The organism is Plantibacter sp. CFBP 8775 (assembly GCF_014839505.1).
Lineage (GTDB): Bacteria > Actinomycetota > Actinomycetes > Actinomycetales > Microbacteriaceae > Plantibacter > Plantibacter auratus.
The window spans coordinates 562,228-584,327 of record NZ_JACYNV010000001.1 but is presented as its reverse complement, the minus strand read 5'-3'; the positions used below and the strand labels follow the sequence as shown (position 1 = coordinate 584,327).

At 69.0% G+C, this 22,100-nt stretch carries 23 protein-coding genes; 12 read left to right on the top strand and 11 right to left on the bottom strand.

Annotation, left to right across the window (positions count from 1 at the left end):
• The first annotated feature begins 61 nt into the window (after positions 1 to 61).
• The 5 genes from fdhD (at position 62) to IFR14_RS02710 (ending at position 4,807) form a co-directional block, all read left to right on the top strand.
• Complete coding sequence (gene fdhD / locus IFR14_RS02730) at positions 62 to 940, top strand: formate dehydrogenase accessory sulfurtransferase FdhD (protein ID WP_191940138.1); 879 nt, start codon at positions 62 to 64, stop codon at positions 938 to 940.
• The gene (locus IFR14_RS02725; protein WP_191940137.1) at positions 937 to 3,228 is read left to right on the top strand and encodes an FdhF/YdeP family oxidoreductase; all 2,292 of its coding nucleotides are present in this window, start codon (positions 937 to 939) and stop codon (positions 3,226 to 3,228) included. The genes fdhD and IFR14_RS02725 overlap by 4 nt, the downstream gene beginning before the upstream one ends.
• A 211-nt stretch (positions 3,229 to 3,439) precedes the next feature.
• The gene (locus IFR14_RS02720; protein ID WP_191940136.1) at positions 3,440 to 3,889 is read left to right on the top strand and encodes a hypothetical protein; all 450 of its coding nucleotides are present in this window, start codon (positions 3,440 to 3,442) and stop codon (positions 3,887 to 3,889) included.
• Positions 3,890 to 3,927: 38 nt separating this feature from the next.
• The gene (locus IFR14_RS02715; protein ID WP_191940135.1) at positions 3,928 to 4,317 is read left to right on the top strand and encodes a helix-turn-helix domain-containing protein; all 390 of its coding nucleotides are present in this window, start codon (positions 3,928 to 3,930) and stop codon (positions 4,315 to 4,317) included.
• Between the two features lie 46 nt (positions 4,318 to 4,363).
• Entirely contained in the window at positions 4,364 to 4,807 is a 444-nt protein-coding gene (locus IFR14_RS02710; protein WP_191940134.1) for a hypothetical protein, read from the top strand.
• 407 nt (positions 4,808 to 5,214) lie between these two features.
• Here the strand turns inward: IFR14_RS02710 and IFR14_RS02705 are convergent, their stop codons facing one another.
• The 4 genes from IFR14_RS02705 to IFR14_RS02690 all read right to left on the bottom strand — a co-directional run bounded on the left by IFR14_RS02705 (position 5,215) and on the right by IFR14_RS02690 (position 8,411).
• Positions 5,215 to 5,475 carry a hypothetical protein gene (locus IFR14_RS02705; RefSeq protein WP_191940133.1) on the bottom strand — a complete coding sequence of 87 codons (261 nt, stop codon included), beginning with the start codon at positions 5,473 to 5,475 and terminating at the stop codon, positions 5,215 to 5,217.
• A gap of 90 nt (positions 5,476 to 5,565) precedes the next feature.
• Positions 5,566 to 6,510, bottom strand: coding sequence for an alpha/beta fold hydrolase (locus IFR14_RS02700; protein WP_191940132.1), 945 nt, complete (start codon positions 6,508 to 6,510; stop codon positions 5,566 to 5,568).
• Positions 6,511 to 6,719: 209 nt separating this feature from the next.
• Entirely contained in the window at positions 6,720 to 7,877 is a 1,158-nt protein-coding gene (locus IFR14_RS02695) for a hypothetical protein (RefSeq protein ID WP_191940131.1), read from the bottom strand.
• Between the two features lie 132 nt (positions 7,878 to 8,009).
• A complete protein-coding gene (locus IFR14_RS02690) occupies positions 8,010 to 8,411 on the bottom strand; it encodes a (R)-mandelonitrile lyase (RefSeq protein ID WP_191940130.1) in 402 nt (133 codons plus the stop codon).
• Between the two features lie 133 nt (positions 8,412 to 8,544).
• On the opposite strand from IFR14_RS02690, the gene IFR14_RS02685 reads away from it, so the two are divergent.
• Positions 8,545 to 9,438, top strand: a complete 894-nt coding sequence (locus tag IFR14_RS02685) for a DUF808 domain-containing protein (protein ID WP_079704599.1) — start codon at positions 8,545 to 8,547, stop codon at positions 9,436 to 9,438.
• Between the two features lie 24 nt (positions 9,439 to 9,462).
• On the opposite strand, the gene IFR14_RS02680 is transcribed toward IFR14_RS02685, so the two are convergent.
• Positions 9,463 to 9,957: a GNAT family N-acetyltransferase gene (locus IFR14_RS02680; protein WP_079704598.1), complete on the bottom strand. Its 495-nt coding sequence runs from the start codon at positions 9,955 to 9,957 to the stop codon at positions 9,463 to 9,465.
• A 172-nt stretch (positions 9,958 to 10,129) separates the two neighbouring features.
• Here IFR14_RS02680 and IFR14_RS21100 point away from each other — a divergent pair, with 172 nt between their 5' ends.
• Entirely contained in the window at positions 10,130 to 11,026 is an 897-nt protein-coding gene (locus IFR14_RS21100; RefSeq protein ID WP_191940129.1) for an alpha/beta hydrolase fold domain-containing protein, read from the top strand.
• 73 nt (positions 11,027 to 11,099) lie between these two features.
• Here the strand turns inward: IFR14_RS21100 and IFR14_RS02670 are convergent, their stop codons facing one another.
• Positions 11,100 to 11,411: a metalloregulator ArsR/SmtB family transcription factor gene (locus tag IFR14_RS02670; RefSeq protein WP_064295846.1), complete on the bottom strand. Its 312-nt coding sequence runs from the start codon at positions 11,409 to 11,411 to the stop codon at positions 11,100 to 11,102.
• Between the two features lie 65 nt (positions 11,412 to 11,476).
• On the opposite strand from IFR14_RS02670, the gene IFR14_RS02665 reads away from it, so the two are divergent.
• Complete coding sequence (locus IFR14_RS02665; RefSeq protein WP_191940128.1) at positions 11,477 to 12,376, top strand: NAD-dependent epimerase/dehydratase family protein; 900 nt, start codon at positions 11,477 to 11,479, stop codon at positions 12,374 to 12,376.
• Positions 12,377 to 12,427: 51 nt separating this feature from the next.
• On the opposite strand, the gene IFR14_RS02660 is transcribed toward IFR14_RS02665, so the two are convergent.
• Positions 12,428 to 13,486, bottom strand: a complete 1,059-nt coding sequence (locus IFR14_RS02660) for a LacI family DNA-binding transcriptional regulator (protein ID WP_198425022.1) — start codon at positions 13,484 to 13,486, stop codon at positions 12,428 to 12,430.
• 166 nt (positions 13,487 to 13,652) lie between these two features.
• Between IFR14_RS02660 and IFR14_RS02655 the strand changes: the two genes are divergently transcribed.
• A complete protein-coding gene (locus IFR14_RS02655) occupies positions 13,653 to 16,088 on the top strand; it encodes a glycoside hydrolase family 2 TIM barrel-domain containing protein (protein ID WP_191940127.1) in 2,436 nt (811 codons plus the stop codon).
• Positions 16,089 to 16,139: 51 nt separating this feature from the next.
• Here IFR14_RS02655 and IFR14_RS02650 read toward each other — a convergent pair whose 3' ends face one another.
• The 3 genes from IFR14_RS02650 to IFR14_RS02640 form a co-directional block, all read right to left on the bottom strand.
• Entirely contained in the window at positions 16,140 to 17,126 is a 987-nt protein-coding gene (locus tag IFR14_RS02650) for a hypothetical protein (RefSeq protein ID WP_191940126.1), read from the bottom strand.
• A 64-nt stretch (positions 17,127 to 17,190) separates the two neighbouring features.
• Positions 17,191 to 18,159, bottom strand: coding sequence for an alpha/beta hydrolase (locus IFR14_RS02645; protein WP_124768177.1), 969 nt, complete (start codon positions 18,157 to 18,159; stop codon positions 17,191 to 17,193).
• 188 nt (positions 18,160 to 18,347) lie between these two features.
• The gene (locus IFR14_RS02640) at positions 18,348 to 19,103 is read right to left on the bottom strand and encodes an SDR family oxidoreductase (protein ID WP_124768175.1); all 756 of its coding nucleotides are present in this window, start codon (positions 19,101 to 19,103) and stop codon (positions 18,348 to 18,350) included.
• A 100-nt stretch (positions 19,104 to 19,203) separates the two neighbouring features.
• Here IFR14_RS02640 and IFR14_RS02635 point away from each other — a divergent pair, with 100 nt between their 5' ends.
• Complete coding sequence (locus IFR14_RS02635; RefSeq protein ID WP_191940125.1) at positions 19,204 to 20,049, top strand: helix-turn-helix transcriptional regulator; 846 nt, start codon at positions 19,204 to 19,206, stop codon at positions 20,047 to 20,049.
• A gap of 21 nt (positions 20,050 to 20,070) precedes the next feature.
• On the opposite strand, the gene IFR14_RS02630 is transcribed toward IFR14_RS02635, so the two are convergent.
• Positions 20,071 to 20,487, bottom strand: a complete 417-nt coding sequence (locus IFR14_RS02630; protein WP_191940124.1) for a hypothetical protein — start codon at positions 20,485 to 20,487, stop codon at positions 20,071 to 20,073.
• Positions 20,488 to 20,592: 105 nt separating this feature from the next.
• Between IFR14_RS02630 and IFR14_RS02625 the strand changes: the two genes are divergently transcribed.
• Positions 20,593 to 21,162: a hypothetical protein gene (locus tag IFR14_RS02625; protein WP_191940123.1), complete on the top strand. Its 570-nt coding sequence runs from the start codon at positions 20,593 to 20,595 to the stop codon at positions 21,160 to 21,162.
• Between the two features lie 62 nt (positions 21,163 to 21,224).
• Positions 21,225 to 22,037: an isocitrate lyase/PEP mutase family protein gene (locus tag IFR14_RS02620; RefSeq protein WP_191940122.1), complete on the top strand. Its 813-nt coding sequence runs from the start codon at positions 21,225 to 21,227 to the stop codon at positions 22,035 to 22,037.
• The last annotated feature ends 63 nt before the right edge of the window (positions 22,038 to 22,100 follow it).

Below are 22,100 nucleotides of genomic sequence, written 5' to 3'. Positions count from 1 at the left end.
GGCGGCTGCGGATCCGGTGAGGCACCTTGCCCTCGTCCGATGGGGGTGATAGCCATGAGCCATGACTCGCATCACGGCGCGCAGACGCGTCACCCGCATCACGGTGGGACAGCCCGCACGCACCCGCGAGGACGTCCTCGCCGTCGAGGAGCCGCTCGAGATCCGCGTCGGTGGTCGTTCGCTCGCCATCACGATGCGGACGCCCGGCCACGACGTCGACCTCGCGATCGGCTTCCTCGTCTCCGAGGGCGTCATCGGTCGGGGTGACGACGTCCGGACCGCGCGCTACTGCGCCGGCGCGACAGACGAGGGCGTCAACACGTACAACGTGCTCGACGTCGCCCTGTCCCCCGGCGTCCCCGCCCCCGATCCGAGCCTGGAACGGAACTTCTTCACCACCAGCTCGTGCGGCCTCTGCGGCAAGGCGAGCATCGACGCCGTCCGGACGAGCTCGCTGTACACCGTCGTGGACGACGACTTCCGCCTCGACCCGGCGCTCCTCGTGACCTTCCCCGACCGCCTCCGGGCACAGCAGGCGGTCTTCGAACGCACCGGCGGTCTGCACGCGGCCGGCCTGTTCGACGCCCGCACCAGCGAGATGCTCGTGCTCCGCGAGGACGTCGGCCGACACAACGCCGTCGACAAGGTCGTCGGATGGGCGGCGAAGGAGGGGTTGCTCCCGCTCCGCTCCATGGTCCTGATGGTGTCGGGGCGCGCGAGTTTCGAGCTCACGCAGAAGGCCTCGATGGCCGGTATCCCGATGCTCGCCGCCGTCTCTGCTCCGTCGTCGCTCGCCGCCGAACTGGCCACCGAACTCGGGATGACGCTCGTCGGCTTCCTCCGTGGCGACTCGATGGTCGTCTACAGCGGAGCGCACCGGCTCGCCGACCCGCCCGAAGGCTCGGCACCAGCAGCACTCCAGACCGGAGCGAACGCATGAGCGCCGAACCGCCCGTCGAGGACGTCACAGACGCCGACATCGAGGTCACCCACCCGAAGCACGTCGCCGTCGGCCTGCCCGGCATCCTGCACTCGATGGAGCCCGCCCTCCGGCAGCTCGGACCGAAGCGGACCGCGGAGCTCTTCACGTCGATCAACCAGCGCGGCGGCTTCGACTGCATGAGCTGCGCCTGGCCCGACCCGGACGACCGCAAGAAGCTCGAGTTCTGCGAGAACGGCGCGAAGGCCGTCATCTGGGAGGCGACACCGGTCGTCATCCCGAGCGGCTTCTGGGCCGAACACTCGCTCACCGATCTCGCCGACAAGTCGGAGTACTGGCTCGGCATGCAGGGTCGGCTGTCGGAGCCCGTCTACAAGCCGGCCGGTTCGGACCACTATCGGCCGGTGAGCTGGGACGAGGCGTTCGCCATCGTCGGCGAGCAGCTGCGCGGTCAGGAGTCCCCCGACGAAGCCGTCTTCTACACGAGCGGCCGCGCGTCGAACGAGGCGGCCTTCGTCTACCAGCTCTTCGTCCGCGCCTTCGGGACCAACAACCTCCCCGACTGTTCGAACATGTGCCACGAGTCCACCGGCACGGCGCTCGGCGAGGTCATCGGCGTCGGGAAGTCGACCATCCGGTACGAGGACTTCGAGCAGGCCGACCTCATCATCGTCATGGGCCAGAACCCGGGCACGAACCATCCGCGCATGCTGACGGCGCTCGAGGACGCGAAGCAGGCGGGCGCGACGATCGTCTCGGTGAACCCGCTCCCCGAGGCGGCGCTCGAGCGGTACAAGAACCCGCAGACGGTCCGCGGCATGGTCGGGCGCGGCACGGTCATCTCCGACCAGTTCCTGCAGATCCGGCTCGGCGGCGACATGGCGCTGCTGCAGGCGGTCTCGAAGCGGGTCCTGGAGGCCGAGGCGGCGGCTCCGGGGACGATCCTCGACCACGCGTTCCTCGCCGAGCACTGCCTCGGACTCGAGGAGCTGACGGCCCACCTGGCCGACCTCGACGAGGCGGCGGTGCTCGAGGCGACCGGCCTCACGAGCGAGCAGATCGATGAACTCGCCGAACGCTACATCGCCTCGAACGCGACGATCGTCACCTGGGCGATGGGTCTGACCCAGCACAAGGCGGCGGTCAACGGGATCAAGGAGATCATCAACCTGCTCCTCCTCCGCGGGAACATCGGTAAGCCGGGCGCCGGTGCGTCGCCGATCCGCGGGCACAGCAACGTGCAGGGCGACCGGACGATGGGCATCTGGGAGCAGATGCCCGAATCCTTCCTCGCTGCAATGGAGCGCGAGTTCGCGGTCCCGATGCCACGGGAGCACGGGGTCGACGCGGTGAACGCGATCCGAGCGATGCAGCGGGGCGAGGTCCGCACGTGGATCTCGCTCGGCGGCAACTTCGTCGCGGCGATCTCCGACACGGCCGCTGCCGAGGCCGCGATCCGCGGAACGCAGCTGTCGGTGCAGATCTCCACGAAGCTCAACCGGTCGCACGCGGTCACGGGCGAGGCGGCGATCATCCTGCCGACCCTCGGGCGCACCGAGATCGACCTGCAGGCGAGCGGACCACAGATGGTCAGCGTGGAGGACTCGGTGTGCGCGGTCCACGCCTCGCACGGCCGCATCCCGCCGGCAGCGCCCGGTCTGCTCTCCGAGGTCGCGATCATCACGCGCCTCGCGCGCGCGACGCTCGGTGAGGACTCGGGCATCGCCTGGCAGGCGTTCGAGGACGACTACGACACGATCCGCGAACACATCGGACGGGTCGTGCCGGGCTGCGAGGGGTACAACGAGCAGATCCGCCGCGAGGACGGCTTCGTCCTGCCGAACGGACCGCGGGACTCCCGCACGTTCACGAACCCCGAGGGGCGCGCCCTGCTGACGGTCAACGAGCTCGAACCGATCCACTGCCCGCCCGGTCGGCTGCTCCTGCAGACCCTGCGCTCGCACGACCAGTTCAACACGACGATCTACAGCCTGAACGACCGGTACCGCGGCATCAAGAAGGGCCGGAACGTCGTCTTCGTCAACCCGGACGACCTCCGCGACCTCGGCCTGGAGGACGGGCAGACGGTGGACGTCTTCAGCGAGTGGGCCGGGCAGCCGGATCGGGAACTCCGCGGCTTCCGCGTCGTCTCCTACCCGACCGCTCGTGGATGTGCCGCAGCGTACTTCCCCGAGGCGAACGTCCTCGTCCCGCTCGATTCGACGGCCGACCGGAGCAACACCCCGGTCTCGAAGGCGATCGTCGTGCGGTTGCAGCCGGCCGCCTGACACCCGGAGCGACGTCGGCGCGGGCGACGGTCTGAGCGGTTCATTCGTACGCGCGGAGGAGCTGCCAGCTCGGGTTACATGAGACTGGTTGCGGGCACGAGAGTCCGCAGTCGACGACGTCCGAGCGCATTTCAGGACTCCTCGATCGCTGGCCAGAAATTAAGTGGTGAACCCGACCTGCAGGGCCGTGGTACCCCGGTAGCATGCTCGCATGGGGAAAAGGGCCAGAGCTGGCAGCGATTCGCGATGCTGCTCCGAGACGTCGCCGCCCCTCGTCTGGCAGGACCTGGTCGATACAGCACATCCGTCAGTCGTTGAGTTCACGGACTGGTTGAGCAGCCTTCAGCCGTTCGCTCGCGACTTCGTGACCGGGCAGATCGCGGGCCTTATGGACGAAGCATCGAGCGGGCGCCTCGAAGACACGGGCGACGAGAAGACGCCCATTAAGCCTGCCCATCCGAACCCGGAAGTATACGAACTGCGGTCAACTCAGCTCAGTAAGAAGCTCCGGTTCTACCACGGAGAGCCGAACCAGTTGCCGTCGTTCTTGGTAGCTCTCCACATGCACATCAAGACCACGACCGCCGCCCAGCGGCCTGAGATCGCGCACGCCACCTCCAAGTACGTCCAGGGGGCCAAGACCAACTGGGGCGTCGTCTAGGTTGCACAACTCGCAGGTTGTGGCGGTACGATGCACTCATGGCCTTCCTAGCGCAGATCCTTGATGCGGCCCGCTCGTCCATCCACCACCAACGTTCGCGGCTGCTCGCCAAGAACGACTTTAAGTATCTTCGAGACCTCGTGTCGGCGCGTCGTGCAGCCGGGCTTTCGCAAGAGGACGTCGCGGAGCGCATGGGCGTCTCACAGCAGGCAATCTCGAAGATCGAGCGATACGACAGCGATCCGAAGCTATCCACCCTCCGCCGGTATGCCCATGCCGTCGAGGCAGTGGTTGAACACCAGGTATCTCCGGTGACTGAGCAGACCATATGGCGCGGCGCGACCCCACGCTTCGTGCTATCGGGCGCCTCCGAGCCGCAGCGTACATACATTGCGCCCAAGAGGACTGACTTTGCCCTCGCCGGCTGAGGTACCGATTGCTCGAGAGCTCGATGACATTCACGAGCTCTTAGAGATGGTCGACCTTGCTGACATTTTGGTGCACGAAGAACGGGCCCGGCGCATAGTTTGGACGACCGAGGAATCCAGTGAGCATGATTTCCCGCTCACCGACAACTCGCTCGCGACACAAGTCGAGGGAACCTCTTTGCGATTCAGGTTCCGGATGATCTTCGCTGACCAGAACGCCGAGTTCGTGGCGGACATCGAAGCGGCGTACGAGGCCGAGGAAGCCGTAGTACTCACTGAGTCACTCACGGCAGATTTCGCATCTCGTGTGGCGTTTATGGCCGTGTATCCGTTCCTAAGGTCGTCTATCTTCTACTCAGCGCACCGATTGGGTCTTCCGGCTCCACTCCTCGCCATGGTGAAGCAAGGCGAGTTCGCAGTTGGCGACAACATGTCGCCGGAGCAGGTGCAACTCACCTTCGGCCATCAAAAGAGCGACTTGTCGCACTAGGTTTGCGCGATCGTAACTTGATCGGCCTCATGCGCGTTCGGCGCCTCGCAGCCGGCCCCAAGCGGGTCACTTACACCGGGAAACAACGCACACGCCTAACAGGCTGAATCCGAATTGCCTTCGCAGTTCCAAGACACACTAAAACCGTCGCACCCAATGGAGCGGCCCGTCTCACTTCAGCGAGTGGGCCGGGCAGCCGGATCGGGAACTCCGCGGCTTCCGCGTCGTCTCCTACCCGACCGCTCGTGGATGTGCCGCAGCGTACTTCCCCGAGGCGAACGTCCTCGTCCCGCTCGATTCGACGGCCGACCGGAGCAACACCCCGGTCTCGAAGGCGATCGTCGTGCGGTTGCAGCCGGCCGCCTGACACCCGGAGCGACGTCGGCGCGGGCGACGGTCCGAGCGGTTCATTCGTACGCGCGGAGGAGCTGCCAGCGTCCGCGCGCGGCGTCGAGTCGGATGTCGAAGACGAAGGACCGGCCGTCTGCAGCGGTCGCCTGGAACCGCCAGGCGGGGGTCGCCGCGGGCGGATGGGTGACGAACGAGACGTTCGGCTCGAGCGGGGTCGGGGTGTCGGTGACGAGGTACCGGGCTCCGTCCCAGAACAAGCGCTCCGGCACGCCTGCCGACGTCGTCCAGACCGCGATCTCGGTGCTCGTGATCAACATGCGTGGCCTCCCGTCGTTCGAACATACGTTCGATAGAGAGTGAGCCTAACCCGACATCCGACGACACGCCAGCCCGGATCAGCCGGGGATTCAGTCTCCCGGCGTGTCGGCGAGGAACCGCTTGATGTCCTCGCCCATCACCGTCGCCTCGGTGTGGTGCAGGTAGTGGCCGCCGTCGAGTCGGACGAGTTCACTCCGGTCGACTCCGGCGAGCTGCTCCTCGTGAAGGGGCACCCAGTCGGAGAGTTCCGGGTCGTCGCCGACGACGAACATGAGGATCGGCAGGTCGGCCGGGAACGCTTGGGATCGGGCCGCCTTGAAGTTGCCAGGCGTGTGGGCGATCTCGTCGAGCAGCGTCGGCGACATCGCATTGCGGTTCGTCAGGATCGCGAGTTGGCGCTTCGTGGCGGCGTCGTACGGGAGGCCCTCGTACGGGTCGGGCGCGCTGGCGGTGAGGAGGCGGAGGATACCGAGGGCCTTCAGCGTCTCGACGCCGTCGGTCGGTGTCGGCTCGTCACTTCCGGGCTGGGTCGGGACGCTCGTGTCGATCCCGATGAACGCCGTCACCTCGGCGCGGAACCGCTCCAGATACTCGAGGGCGTAGATACCGGCGATCGAGTGTCCGGCGAGGACGTAGCGGTCGATGCCGAGGTGCTGCAGGGCGGCGTGCACCTCGCCGGCGATGTTGGCCGAGGTCCGGGGCACGTCCGTCTGATCACTGAGGCCGTAGCCGAACGGCTCGACCACCACCACCCGGTACTGATCGCGGAGCTCGTCGACGAGCGGCTCGAAGTCGAGGCCGGGTGCCGCGGTGCCCTGCCCGGGCAGCAGGACGATCGTCTCGGCGCCGGAACCACTGACGACGACGTTCATGTCCTTGCCGTCGACGTCGACCAACTGCCCATAGGGCTGCAGGTCGCCCGCTTCCGACGAACTCGCGACGGCGTTCACGATGCTCGTCGTCGCGAGACCCGCTGCGATGAGGCCGGCGATCGTGGCGATCGAGATCAGTGGAACCTTCAGGAGCTTGCGCATCGTCACCCATCGTGAGGAGTCGGCGGCGGGCGGTCGCACCGCGCCGATTCCATCCTCACGGAGCGAGCGCATCGCCACATCCGCCGCTGGGCGAGGACGTGCCCGACGCGGCTACGCAGTTGTGCGCAAGCAGAGCCCGGTTATGAATGCGACCGACGACGGAGCCGGCTGGAAGCGGTCAGCATCCAGCCGGCTCCTGGTCGATTCGCCTACTCGGCGGGCGGCGGGCTCTGCGGCTGCTGCGGCTCCGTCGGCTGCTTCGGTTCCTGCGGACGCTGCTCGTGCTGCGTGGGCGCGGGCGGAACCGGCGACGACGGGACCTGCGGCTGCGGAGGCCCCCACTGCTGCGGCGCGGGCTGGGCCGGAGCAGGCTGCCCGGGTGCGGAGCCCTGCCAGGACGGCGTGGGCCACTGCTGGCCCGGCTGCTGCGGGGCGGGCTGCTGCGGAGCCGGCTGCCCCTGGTAGCCCTGCCCGGGGTGCCCCTGCCCATACTGGCCGGGGTTCGGCTGGCCAGGGTTCGGCTGGCCGCCATACGGCTGCTGCTGCCCCTGGTACGGCTGCTGCGGGTACGGCTGCTGGGGGTACGGCTGCCCCTGCAACGGCTGCTGCGGCTGCTGTCCTGGGTAGCCCTGCTGGCCCTGGTATCCCTGCTGACCCGGGTAACCCTGCACGGGGTAGCCAGGCGCGGCCTGCTGGTAGACCTCCGGACGGTACGGCTGCTGCCCGTAGCTCACCCGCTCGCCCTCCGGCTTCGGCGAGAACGCCCGCACGATCACGGGGATCACGGCGGAGATCGCCGCAGCGAGCGTCGTGGCCGCGGCGATGCGCCACCACCAGTCAGCCCAGGTGCCCTCGGGGAACGCCATGGGCAGCACGAGCACGAGGACCGTGGCGATGATGAGCGCGATCGTCACGATGCCGGTGGCCCTGACCACGCTGGACGTGGCGCGGGTGACGAAGTGGAGGAAGTACACCTGGATGATGATGAGCGCCAGACGCACGATGATGAGGATGCCGAGGAACAGCATGATCTGCGTGGACCAGACGAACCCGTCGGAGGTGTTCGGCGGCTGGAGCCACCCGTTCCACAGCTTCAGGAGGCCGACGGTGACGAGGAAGATGTTCACCAACGTCGACACCGCGAGGTACCACTTGTTGGGTCCGTGGCCGGCTGCGGCGTCGAGCGACACGGCACCGACGAAGGCCGCGAGCAGCAGCAGCGTGAGCCAGACCCGCCCGGCGATGTCGGCCTGATCGCCGACGATGATGAAGTATCCGCCGATGATCGCCGCTGCGACGAGCGTTCCGATCGTCAAGGTCAGCGCGAGCACGGCCGACCGTGAGCGGCGCGGTGTGGTCTCGACCATTCGAAATCCCCAATCTGTCGTGAGTGCCAACAGTACCGGGGTGGCATCCGCATGGAAGGGAGGCCTCCCTACCCCTGGGGAGGACGCCGGCTTCTCCACAGCGGAGAAGCGGGGTCGAGGTCGGGCAATCGGTCAGGGGCGGTGGTAGTCGGCTTCGGCGACGTGCTCGAGCCAGGTCGTGCTCGCGGCCGGGTCGTCCGCCCGTTCGAACATCGCGAGGTGCTCCATGTAGTCGTCGGGCGTGGCTCCGTGCCAGTGCTCCTCGCCGGGTGGGGTGTAGACCGTCTGACCCGGCTGGACGACGAGAACGGCACCGTCGCGCGTGCCCATGAGGGCGGCTCCCTCGGTGACGTGGAGGGTCTGCCCGTTGGCATGCGAGTGCCATGCGGTGCGGGCGCCGGGGAGGAACCGCACCTTTGCGACCACCATGTGCTGGCCGTCCTGCTGCGGCGCGGCCAGCAGGTCGAGGTAGACGTCGCCGGTGAACTGCTCGGCGGGGTTCTTGATCGTCGCGGGTTTCGGTTGGATCTGCATACGGACGACGCTACGGCCGTGCACGTCGGCGAGGGAGTGTCCAGCAGTACACCCTTCGGCGATCGCGACAGTACTGTGGACTCCGTCCCCGCCGAGCCCGCAGCGGTGTGACCCCCGAGCCAAGGAGAAGCACATGTCGGTCGGCCTGCTCGCCGTTGTCGATGACATCCTCAGCGCAGCCCTCAAGGCGAGTGCGAAGACCGCCGGCGTCGTCATCGACGATGCGGCCGTCACCCCGCAGTACGTGCAGGGGCTCACCCCCGCGCGGGAACTACCGGTCGTGTGGCGGATCGCCCGCGGCAGCCTCATCAACAAGTTCGTCATCATCATCCCGATCGCCCTGCTGCTCACGGCGTTCGCGCCCTGGGTGCTGCCGTTCCTCCTCATCATCGGAGGCACCTACCTCTGCTTCGAGGGTGCGGAGAAGGTCATGGAGTGGTTCGGCATGCACCACGCGGAGGCGGAGGAGGACGTCCGCGACGAGAAGAAGCTCGTCTCCGGGGCGGTCCGCACCGACCTCATCCTCAGCACGGAGATCATGCTCATCTCCCTCGCCAGCCTCGACTCGGGGCTCGGCATCTGGATGACACTGGGCGCCCTCCTGGTCATCGGCCTCGTCATGACCGCGGTCGTCTACGGCGCGGTCGCCCTGCTCGTGAAGATCGACGACATCGGACTCCGGCTCATGAAGAACCCGTCACGCGGCGTCCGCCGCACCGGCGCACGGATCGTCGCGTCGATGCCCGCGGTCTTCCGCGTCATCAGCATCGTCGGCACGGTCGCGATGCTCTGGGTCGGCGGCCACCTCGTGATCGCGAACCTGGCCGAGACGTTCTGGCACGGACCGTACGACCTCCTGCACGTCGTCACCCACGCGATCGAGGCCGCCGGACCGGTCGTCGTCTGGATCGCCGACACCGCGATGTCCGCCGTGTTCGGACTCGTCCTCGGTCTGATCGTCGTCGCGATCGTGACCGGGATCTCGCGCCTGCGGTCACGGAACCAGCCCGCGAAAGCTACTCACTAGCGGAGGCAGCCGCGCTGCCGAGCGTCAGCGGAGCGGGCGGGCGTAGCAGAGCGACATCGGGATGACCTCGTACGGCGAGTAGATCGGGATGGGCTCGTAGCCGAGCCACTCGTAGAGCCGCACGGCCTCGGGCTGGCGGTCGCCGGTCTGCAGGATGAGGCGGGACGCCCCCTCGGCACGGGCGGTGTCCTCGACGGCGGTGATCAGGCGCTTCGAGACACCCCGGCCGCGGTGAGCCGGGAGGGTGACGACGCGCTTGAGCTCCCATTCACCGTGCAGTCGGCGCAGGGCGGCGTGGCCGACCGGCTCGCCGTCGATGAGGGCCAGGAAGGTCGCACTGATGTCGGCAGGATCGACGGTGAACGCGGTCAGCGCCCGCTCGGCGGCCTCGGGGTCCCAGTCCTCCCAGGCCGACGCGTACCGTGCGTCCATCTCCTCGTCCATCGCGGCGCGGAGCCGCACGGCCCGCTCGTCGTCCCAGGCGACTCGCTCGATGACGACGGGGTTCAGCTCGGGCATGCGGTTCCTTCGGGACGGGCTGCTGCGGCGCGATCGGCACGTCGACGCCGTCTGCCAGTGTCCCACGACGAAGACCCGTCGGAGCGCTTCACCTCCAGCATGACGGGGACTCCTGCCCAGCCTGCGCTGCTACCGTGGCGAGACCCAGGAACCCGTCAACCGCGGAGGCACCGTGCTCACCATCCCAGGCGTCGTCGTCGGCCCAGCGCTCCGACTCATCCGCGCGAACCGCGCCTTCGTGAGTGAGGCCGGCGCGCGCCGCCGGATCCGGGAACGCACCCTCCGGCCGGCGTCCTACGGTCCACCCAGCACCCTCCGCAGCGACGTCCGGGTCGACGTCGAACGTTTCGGAGAGTGGCCGGTGTACACCGTGTCCCCCACGCGACGACCGGCGATCGGCGGGGTCGTGTACGCGCACGGCGGCGGCTGGGTCGGCGAGATCGCACCGCAGCACTGGACGCTGGCGGCCACCATCGCCGCGGAGACCGGCGCCGTGGTCACACTCCCGATCTACCCGCTCGTGCCCTACGGCACCGCGGCGCTGGCGCAGAACGGCGTCGTCGAGCTGGTGCGGCGCAGCATCGAGCGGCACGGGCCGACCGTCCTCGCGGGCGACTCGGCCGGCGGTCAGATCGCCCTGTCGGCTGCGCTCCGACTCCGGGACGAGGGCGTCGTCCTGCCGATGACCACCCTGCTGTCACCGGCGCTCGACCTCACCTGGAGCAACCCGCGGATCCCCCTCGTGCAGCCGAGCGACCCCTGGCTGGCGACGCCCGGTGGGCGCGTGTTCGCGGAGCACTGGCGCGGCGATCTGGACATCACCGATCCGACCGTGAGCCCCCTCTTCGGCGACTTCGCCGGGCTCGGACCACTCACGCTCTTGAGCGGGACCCGCGACGTCCTCAACCCCGACGCAGAGCTGCTCGTCGACCGAGCCGAAGCGGCCGGCGTCACCGTCGACTACCACGAGGGCACCGGACAGTTCCACGTCTGGGCACTACTGCCGACCCGCGCCGGAGAGGCCGCCACGCAGACGATCGTCCGCAGCGTCACGCGCGGGCTGCGCTGAGTCGCGCGAAACGGCTCGAGATCGCGGCGGAATCGGACATCTTCGGGCGACTCAGCGCCGGATCGAGACCGAGCTACGCGGTCCGGCGCTTGCGGACCTCACGCAGGACCATCTGCTCCGGGCACACGGTGGACAGGAAGTCGCCCACCGACAGCGCGAGGCGCTCACCGACGAGTGAGTAGAGGATGCGGTTCGCATCGCGGCGCTCGGAGACGAGGCCCGCCTGGCGCAGGACGCTCAGGTGCCGGGAGATGGTCGGACCGGTGGCGTCGAAGCGTGCGGCGATCTCCCCCGCGGCGAGCTCGCCGTCCTTGAGGTCCTGCAGGATCTGCCGCCGCGTCGGGTGAGCGAGCGCGGCGAAGATGTCCGACGCTGTATCTGCCATGTTTGCAATCTAGCACAATTGCGATATACAGTTTCGCTATATTGCTAACAAGCGAAGGAGACAGCATGCGAGTGGCCATCACCGGTGGGACCGGGTTCGTCGGACGACACCTGACTGAGCGACTGCAGCACGACGGGCACGAGATCGTCGTCGTCTCCCGACGCACCGGCGTGGAGATCGACGACGTCGAGGCGTTGACCGCCGCGTTCGCCGACTGCGACGCGGTCGCGCACTGCGCCGGGATCAACCGCGAGCTCGGCGAGCAGACCTTCCAGCGCGTGCACGTCGACGGCACCCGGGCGGTCGTGGACGCGGCCCGCCGCGCCGGCGTCGGTCGCATCGTGCTGGTGAGCTTCCTCCGCGCGCGCCCCGACTGCGGCTCCGGGTACCACGAGACGAAGTGGGCGGCCGAGGAGATCGTGCGGGGCTCGGGCATCGCGCACACCGTCCTCAAGTTCGGCATGATCTACGGCGCAGGCGACCACATGGTCGATCACGTCACCAAGGCCGTCCGCACCTTCCCGGTGTTCGCGACCGTCGGCTACCGCGAGCGCCGCGTGCGTCCGGTGCCGGTCGCGGACGCCGTCAACGTCCTCGTCGCAGCACTCGAGGGCCGGGTGTCGGAGCCGACCGTCGCGGTCATGGGCGCCGAGGAGCTCGAGCTGGGTGCGGCCGTGCGCCGGATCGCGCACGTGGCCGGACGCCGCCCGCTGTACGTCCCGGTCCCCGTGTGGACGATCCGCCTGCTCGCGCGCGCGACGGAACGCCTCATGAAGACGCCGTTGGTGGCGAAGGCGCAGGCGCAGATGCTGGCGGAAGGAGTGAGCGAGGCGGCCCCAGCGGCACCGGAACTCCCCGCGGACCTCCGTCCCTCACGCCGCTTCGACGAGTCCCGGATCCGTGCCGCGCTCCCCGTCGGCCGCTTCACGCTCCACGACCTCCGCCTGCCGCGCTCGTCCCGCTGAGTCGCCCGAAACTGCTCGAAATTCGGGCTGAAACGCACAGATTCGGGCAACTCAGGGCGTCGAGGGCGGGACCGGCCCCGTCGACTCCCGCGCGATGAGCGTCGTCGCGAGCTCGAGGTGATGGGAGAACGGCCGCTCGCCGGCATGCAAGCGGAGGACGGTGTCGACCGCCGCCCGGCCGATGTCGTGCATCGAGGTGTGGACGGTCGTCAGGAGCGGAACGGTCAGCATCGCCGAGTACGTGTCGTCGTAGCCGACCACGCTCACGTCCTCCGGCACGCGGAGACCGGCCTGGACGACCGTGCGGATGACGGCGAAGGCGTCGGCGTCGTTGGTCGCGAACACGGCGGTCGGCGGGTCGTCGAGTGCGAGCATGCGCTCGACCGCCCGCGCCGAGGTGCCCATCCCCTCCTCTGAGACGAGCTCTGGGTCGAGCCTGACACCGGCCGACAAGAGCGCCTCTCGATAGCCGATCGCCCGCGCATGAAGGCCGGGATTCGCCGGATGTCCGCCCACGAAGGCGATCCGCCGATGCCCGAGGCCGACGAGGTGCTCGACCGCCTGCTGCCCGCCGGCGGCGTGGCTCGAGCCGATACTCGCGACCGAGCGGTCGAGCGGATCCGGCGAGTCGACCGCGACGAGCGCGATGCCCGCGTCGAGGCAGGCATCGACGACGTCGGCGGCGATGGGGGTCGTGACGACGATCATGCCGATCGCACCTCGCGCCGCGACGCCGTCGACGAAGCTGCGGTCGAGCGCCACCTCGTCTCCGGTCGCATCCGTGGAACCGAAGCCGGAACCGGGCGACAGCACCCGCGTCACGAGATCGACGTCCGACCGCTGTGCCGCGGCGACCATGCCGTCGAGGACACGGAGGGAGTAGACGCTGTGCAAGGTGTCGAACACGACGTGGATGCTTCGTGGAGCACCGGGGATCGACCGGGGTGTCGGGCGGTACCCGAGCTCGCGGACGGCCGTCTCGACCCGGGCACGGGTCGCCTCGGACATGCCCGAACGACCGTTGATCACCTTCGAGACGGTCGCGATCGAGACACCGGCGCGCTCTGCGATCGACGCCAGCGTCGGACCCGTCATGGGTGTGCGTGCCATGGAGCCCCTCCCTCGTCCCGCAGCGGGCAGCCGTCGGTCGCGCCCAGCATAGCGAAACAGTTTCGAATCGAGGCATTGACGACGCCTGGCCGCTCAGCCTACCTTCGGGGTCAGGGCGCACGACGCCGAAAGACTTTCGTCATCCCGATCTGCACTGGAGCACGTCATGACCACCATCCCGTTCACCGGCGACTGGATCGTCCGCGCACCCCGAGGCCCGTTCGCCGCCGTCCAGGGCGGTGCCGACGACTCGCTGGCCGTGACCCTCCCGCACGACGCGCTGCGCGATACCGAGCGCTCGCCGGACGCAGTCGCGAAGGGTGGAGCCGCCTACTTCCCCGCCGGCGCGTTCAGCCAGGTGAAGACCTTCGAGGTCCCCGCCGAGTGGTCCGGTCGCATCGTCCGGCTCGAGATCCAGGGCGCGTTCCGTCACGCGATGGTGTACCTCAACGACGAGTTCGCCGGCAATCGTGCCGACGGCTTCGCGCGCTTCTTCGTCGAGCTCACCCCGTTCCTCCATTTTGGCGAGACGAACACGCTGCGCATCGAGACCCGCGCAGGGCAGGACTCCCGCTGGTACGCCGGAGCCGGGCTGCACCGCCCGGTCCTCCTGCACGTCGACGAACCCACGCACGTCGAACCCGACGGTGTCCGCATCACGACGATCCGGATCGAGGATGACCAGGCGGTGCTCGAAGTGGCGACGACCATCGTCAACCGGGGTCTCACCAGGAGCGCGCGCGTCCTCGCGACGGAACTCGCCGGCCCAGACGGGAGGGTGGTCGAGGGCGAGCGCACGCCGGTCACCGTCGCGCCAGGCGGTAGCGCGCTCATCCGCCAGCGCCTGTACGTGCCGGACGCAGCCCTGTGGAGCGTCGACTCGCCGGCACTGTACTCGGCGAGGACCTCGCTCGAGGTCGACGACCGACCCGACGAGGCGGCCGTCGTCCACACGGTCCACGGCATCCGCACGGTCACCGTCGACCCTCGGAAGGGTCTCCGCATCAACGGCGAGCCGGTGCTCCTGCGCGGCGCCTGTGTCCACGGCGACAACGGTCCGCTCGGTGCAGCGTCGATCGCGCGCGCCGAGGAACGGCGTATCCAGCTCCTCAAGGACGCCGGCTTCAACGCGATCCGCGCGGCCCACAATCCGGCGTCGCCCGCCATGCTCGACGCCTGCGACCGCATCGGCATGCTCGTCATGGACGAGGCCTTCGACATGTGGGGCCGGGGCAAGACGGACCACGACTACTCCCTCGACTTCGCGCAGTGGTGGCGGGCCGATCTGGAGTCGATGGTGGCGAAGGACATGAACCATCCGAGCGTGATCATGTACTCGATCGGCAACGAGGTCGTCGAGGTCGGCACCCCGCACGGTGCGATCCAGGCGCGGGAACTCGCCGAGCACGTGCGCGCGTTGGATCCGACACGACTCGTGACGAACGGCGTGAACGCGACCCTGGCCGTGCTCGACGATCTGGACGACATCATGGCGTCGGACCAGGGGTTGAACGAGCTGATGGGCGAAGCGGGCGCGAACATGATGACCCTCATCGGATCCTCCGACGCCGTCACGACGCGCACCGAGGAGTCCAGTGCAGCCCTCGACGTCCTCGGTCTCAATTACGCGGACGGCCGCTACGCGAGCGATGCCGAGCGGTTCCCGCACCGCGTGATCGTCGGCTCGGAGACCTTCCCGACGCAGATCGGCGACCTCTGGCCGCTCGTCGAGGCGAACCCGAACGTGATCGGCGACTTCACCTGGACCGGCTGGGACTACCTCGGCGAGGTCGGCATCGGTGCGACCTCCTACGCTGAGGACCCGGAGGCGAACGGCGCACTCGAGCGCGAGTTCCCCTACCTCACCGCGTGGTGCGGCGACTTCGACATCACCGGCTGGCGGCGGCCGGTGTCGTACTACCGGGAGATCGTCTTCGGTCTGCGGTCCGAGCCGGCCATCGCGGTGCTCCGACCGGAACGGCACGGGCAGACGATCACGATGCAGTCGCCGTGGGCATGGAGCGACTCGGTCGACTCGTGGACATGGCCCGGTTTCGAGGGCGCGCCGGTGACGGTCGAGGTCGCCGCCGATGCCGACGAGGTGGCTCTACTGCTCGACGGTGTGGAGGTGGCGCGTGGGCCGGTGGGTGGACGCCGGCCGAAGCTCGCCGAGTTCGAGACCGTCTACCGGCCGGGCACGCTCGAGGCGGTCGCGTTCCGCTCGGGCGCGGAGGTCGGACGCACCGCGCTCGTCTCCGCCACCGGCCCGACCAGGCTCGTGGCGACCGCCGACCGGACGACGCTCCGCGCCGACGACACCGATCTCGCCTTCATCGCGATCGAGCTGCGGGACGCGGCCGGCGTCCTGGTCACCGGCGCCGACCGCGAGGTCTCGGTTAGCGTCGCGGGCGAGGGTCGGCTCGCGGGCTTCGGAACCGGCACCCCGAAGACGACCGAGCGCTTCGACGCGACCACGCGCACCACCTTCGACGGACGGGCGCTGGCGATCGTCCGGCCGAGCGGGCCCGGTGCCATCACGGTGACGGTGAGCGGTGCCGGCCTCGACGACGTCGTCTTGGATCTGGAGGCAGCGGCTCGCTGAGTCGCCCGATTCTGCACGGATATCGCCGTATTCCGTGCAGAACGGGGCGACTCAACGCCCCATGGATCTGAGCAGCAGCGAGGCGAGTTCGTAGCGCGCCCGGCCGACCGGCTCACGAGGGTCGTATCCCAGGATCCGGGTGAAGTGCTCGTGCTTGCCCTGCAACGTCGAGTGGTGCATGCCGAGCTCCTGCGCTGCTGACCGCACACTGTCGCCTCGCACCAGCGCGTCGAGCACCCGCACGGCACGATCGTCGAGTGCGGCGAGCGCCGAGACGTCCGGCACCCCAGCGGCGGTGGCGGCCAACTCCCGGACCGCGTCAGCGAGGATACCGAGGTCCGCGATGTCGACGACCCGGTGGGAGGCGTCCGTCATGCTGATGGCCAACTGCGCGTCCGCCCACGATCGCACCAGCTGGGTCGCGACGCCCGGGCGTCCGATCCCGGCGACGCCGTCGACAGTAGACGGTCCCGGCACCGAGTCGGGACCGCTGATGATCGTCGCCCGCAGCACGCCACCGGTGCCGACCGTGAGGGCCGACGGACCGCCCTGCGGGTGCACCGACGGTGACGTCGCGATCACCCGCAGGGCGGAGCCGGAGAGGGACAGTCGTTCGGCGGCCTGCGATCGTTCCGACTCGGAACGGTCGGCATCGAGCAGGATCTGCACCGACGAGTCCGCCTGCGGGTGACGCCGCGACCGCAGTAGGGCCACGGCGAGCGCGAACCGTTCGAGCACGATCGCGTCGTTGGCGTGGGCGACTCCGACGCGTTCCAACCAGACGGACCCGTCACCGGCGACCGTGCGCGTCGGCCAGTCCGCGGATTCGACGGGCAGCCGGTGGCCGGCAGGATCGACGCGGACGGCAGCCTCCGGGGTACGCGCTCCTGCTGGCACCCCGGCCAGAACGGCTGCTCCGCGGGTGAGCGCTTCGGTGTTCACCCCGCCCGCGACGAGCGCGTCGAAGTAGGCGATGACCTTCAGACCTTCACTCGCCTCGGGATCCAAGGCGGTGAGGCGGCCGACGAGTTCCTGCATGGCGTCACTCCGATGTGCCTGTGACGACCCAGCATAGGGAACCGGGCCGTCACAGGCGATGACCTCAGGGCGCGAGCAGGCGAGCGACCCAGGCGTTCCGGGCGGCGGTCATGGCCCGGGCGAGTTCGGCGTGCGGCGCGAGCATGTCGAATCCGTGGAACCCACCCGGCCACACGTGGAGCTCGGCTTGGACGCCGGCCTGCCAGAGCGACGTCGCGTAGGCGACGTCCTCGTCACGGAAGACCTCTGCACTGCCGCAGTCGATGAAAGCGGGTGGCAGGCCGGTCAGATCGGTTGCGCGTGCCGGGGCGGCATAGATGGAGACGTCGTCGCCTCCGACACGGTCGCCGAGCAGTGCGGTCCAGCCGGTGATGTTGCTGCCCCGGTCCCAGACGCCGACCCCGTCGATCTGCGTGGTCGAGACGGTGGCGTCGCGATCGTCGAGCATCGGGTAGATGAGGACCTGGCCGGCGAGCTCCGGACCGCTCCGATCGCGGGCCAGGAGCGCGACACCAGCGGCGAGCCCTCCACCGGCGCTCGCTCCCGCGATGATGAACCGAGCCGGATCGATGCCGAGTTCCTGCGCGTGCTCCGCCGTCCAGACGAGTGCGGCGTAGCAGTCCTCCACCGGGTACGGGTCGGGGAACTCCGGTGCGAGTCGGTACTCGACGGTGACGACCGTGGCGTCGAGTTCGACGATCCACGGCAGGAACTGGGCGAGCCCCACGAAGCGGTCGCCCATGATCATCCCGCCGCCGTGGGTGTGGAACACTCCGGGGCCGGTGCCGATCTTGCCGGCTCGCGCGAGCACGGAGACGGAGATCTCGGCACCCTCGTACCCGGCGATGCTCAGATCGCGGCGCTCGACCCCGGCTTCGGCGAGCATCTCGTCCACGGGGAGCGAGACCGGCGACGCCTGGCGCAGCATCGGGATCATGTCGGCGGTGAGGGTCGAGGGCATCAGATCGCCGACGGCGGCGAGGACCGCGGCGAGCTCGGGATCGAAGGGCGGGTGGTTCGCGGTCGCGGTCATGATGAACTCCAATGTCCACAGCGGATGACGGTATCCCCAGTCTGCTGCTCGCGACGGCCCGACTCACCCGCCGAACGTGCCCGTCTTCCCGGCATCGCACCGCCATCTGGCGGGCTCCGGACGCGCTGAGTCGCCCGATTCTGCACGATCTCAGCCTGATTCGTGCAGATTCGGGCGAACGAACGCGCCTAGTGCGGGTCGAGGCGGTTGAGCATCGCGACGGTCTGGTCGTACTCGCCGCGGACCTCGGCGTAGCGCAGGAACTTGACGTTCTCGACCTGGATCTCCGTGGCGTCGGGCTGCGACTCGATGAGGCCCATGACCTCGTCGGCGAACGCGTCGAGTGGCATCGCGAAGTCGCTCTCCTCCTGGCCGGGCATGAGCGAGGTGCGGACGGCCGGCGGGACGAGCTCGACGATACGGACGCCCGTGTCCGCCAGCTGGAGGCGGATCGACTCGCTCAGCATGTGGATGGCCGCCTTGCTCGCGTTGTAGGTCGGCGTCACCCGCAGCGGGGTGAAAGCGAGGCCCGAGGAGACGGTCATGATCGTGGCGTCCGGTCGGCTGCGGAGCTGCTCGATGAACGCGCCGATGAGCCGGATGGGCCCGAGGACGTTCGTCGTGATGATCTCCTCGGCGGTCGCGACGAAGTCGGAACCGGTCCAGTCCTCGCCGCGCATGACGCCGGCCATCGTGATGAGCACGTTCATCTCCGGGTGCTCCGCGATGACCTGCTTCGCCGCGGCTTCGATGCTCGCAGGATCGGCTGTGTCGATCCGCACGGTGTGGAGGCCGGGCTCGTCGGCGGCGATCGACTCGAGGAGTTCGGTGCGTCGCCCGCCGATGATGACGGTGTTGCCGGCTGCGTGGAGGCGTCGTGCGAGAGCGAGGCCGATGCCGCTCGTCGCGCCGGGGATGAAGACGGTGTTTCCGGTGATCTGCATGCATCGAGTCTCCGTCGGTGACGACGGCCGCACCAGGGTGCGGCGATCCATGGATCCGCGATCCCTGGATCACCTGGCCGCGGAGGCGGATACTGGCGGGATGGATCGCCCAGCGCTCGCCGACTTCCTCCTCCGACACCGATCGACGTTGCAGCCCGCGGACGTCGGTCTGAGCAGCGGACCTCGGCGACGGACGGCGGGGCTCCGACGCGAGGAGGTCGCGCAGCTCGCAGCGATGTCGACCGACTACTACGCGCGGCTCGAGCAGCAGCGGGGTCCGCAGCCGAGCACGCAGATGCTGGGTTCGCTCGCGCGGGCGCTCCGGCTGAGTGCCGAGGAACGCGACTACCTGTACCGGATCGCCGGACACAACGCGCCGACCCGCCTCGCAGCGACCGACTACGTCGCGCCGGCGCTCCTGCGCGTCCTCGACCGGCTCACCGACGCACCCGCGCTCATCCTGTCGGCGCTCGGCGAGACGCTCGTCCAGAACGATCCTGCCCGGGCGCTGTTCGGTGATGCGAGCCGGTACCGGGGCCTGGAACGCAGCGCGATCTACCGCTGGTTCCTGCACCCGGAGGAACGCGAGCGATACCCCTCCGAGGACCGGGACCGGCAGAGCCGAGCGCAGGTCGCGTCACTCCGTGCGGCCTACGGCTCGCTGGGGGCGCAGTCGCCGGCGGGCGAGATCGTCGAGGCGCTCTCCGGGCACAGTGAGGAGTTCCGGCGACTGTGGGCGACGCATGAGGTCGGGCGGCGGTTCGAGGACCACAAGGTGCTCATCCACCCCGAGATCGGCCCCATCGAGCTGGACTGTCAGGCCCTGTTCACCGAGGACCAGTCGCAGGCACTCCTCGTCCTCACGGCCGCACCGCACACCGAGGCCGCAGGCAAGCTCAAGCTGCTCGCCGTCCTCGGCACCCAGACCTTCGAGGGTGCGCGGTAGCGGAAGCGCCGGCCGAACGGTTCAGGCCGTCGGTGCTGTCCGCAGCTTCCGACGCCGGGCAGCCCCGCCGATCGCGACGCCGACGACCCCGACGATCACCGGGACGACGAGCCCGAGGACGACGACTGCGAGGAGCGCCAGGACGAAGCTCGGCATCAGCCCGCCGCCGATCAGGTCGACCACGAGTAGCGGGATGAACGCGAGCAGCACGAGCCAGGCGAGCCCCGGCTGACGCGACACCGCGAGGATGCCGACCGCGAGCCAGACACCCGCACCCCACAGGAGGAGGCCGAGGGTGAAGCGCCAGGAGTCGTACGCCTGGTACGGCAGGAGTTGCGGACCGGGTGCGGCCAGATCCGGGTTGCCGATCACGACCAGCGAGGCGACCACGAGGCCGACGGCGGCGAGCACGAGGGCAAAGACACCGAAGACACGCACGGCTACCTCCTAGGGGGACGAATTCAATCAGGTGCGGCCCAGCCAACCACACCGAGGGGAGATGTCCCCATTCCCTGCCCGTCGCGCACCGCGTACGTTCGAGGGATGGACGACGACGGACACACCGAGACCGGCGAGCAACCACACGCACCGGAGCAGCACAAGCTGCTGATCGAGTGGCTGGAGATCATGCACCCGCGCCTCGCACGATTCGAGGACTTCCTCACACCGCGCGAGGTCGTCACCGATTACTCGCGGGACTCGCTCGTCTCCCTCGAGCGGCTCATCCTCCACCGTTGGCCGGACCGCCACGCCTTCGCGCAGGAGCAGGACACCGATTTCAACGACGGTGCCACGCGATACATCGGCGAGACCTACCTGCGGATCGCCGGGGGCGGGTGGTTCGTGAACCACGATCCGAAGTTTTTGTACTCGGGTCGGCTCTGCATCCTGCTCGACGTCGAGATGCCCGTCCCGATCTCGCCGCTCAACCTGATCACCACGATGCTGAGCCGACGCACCGGCAACGTCCTCACGAGGATCTGGGACGGGCAGACGAGGAAGATCGCAGAGCTGCGGGCGGCCAACCCGGGCTGGGAGCCGAAGCGCGAGCCGTTCCCCGGCGCGATCCCGATGTCCCGCTTGAGCTCAGCCCTCACGCCTTCCGTCCGCTGACCCCCTGGGTCTCAGCCACCCACGCGGTCGAACGGCCAGGCGAGATGTGCTGGACTTGCCTGATGACCACACCGCTCGAACGCGCGCTCGCCCTGCAGGCGATGCACGTACCCGGAGACCCGCTGATCCTGCCGAACGCCTGGGACGTCGCCTCCGCCCGCACCGTCCTGGCGTCCGGCGCCCGCGCCATCGCGACGACGAGTGCCGGGGTCGCCTGGTCGCTCGGGTACCGCGATGGGAACGAGCTGACTCGCGACGTCGCCCTCGATACCGTGCGACGGATCGCATCGTCGGTGTCCGTCCCGGTCACCGCGGACATCGAGGGCGGCTACGGAGAGACACCGGACGAGGTCGCCAGCTCGATCGCCTCCTGTATCGACGCGGGCGCCTCCGGCGTGAACCTCGAGGACTCGCTCCGCCCGATCGCGGAACAAGAACGACGGATCGCGGCAGCATGCTCTGCCGCTGACGAGGCCGGTATCCCCCTCTTCATCAACGCCCGGATCGACACGCATCGACTCGGCGACATCGGAGACGACCGTTGGTTCGACGAGACGGTGACGCGTGCCGCCGCGTATGCACGGGCCGGCGCGAGCGGGATCTTCGTGCTCGGTGCCCTCCGAGCCGACACGATCGAGCGGCTCGCCGATGCGACGACCCTGCCACTCAACGTCGCCTTCGGTCCGGGAACGCTGACGATCAGCGAGCTCGCGAGAGCCGGCGCGAGTCGCATCAGCGCTGGTTCGTCGATCGCGGAAGCCGCTTACAGCCTCGCGCAGCAGTGGGCGACGGCGATGCTCGAGACGCCCGATGCGGCTCCCGCATCACCGCCCACGCTCGGCTGGGCCGCACTGAACCAGCTCATCCGGGACTGAACGCCCGCGAGCGAAACCCCGCAGCACCGGACTGTCTCCATCGACGCGTCGGAATGGTCGTGC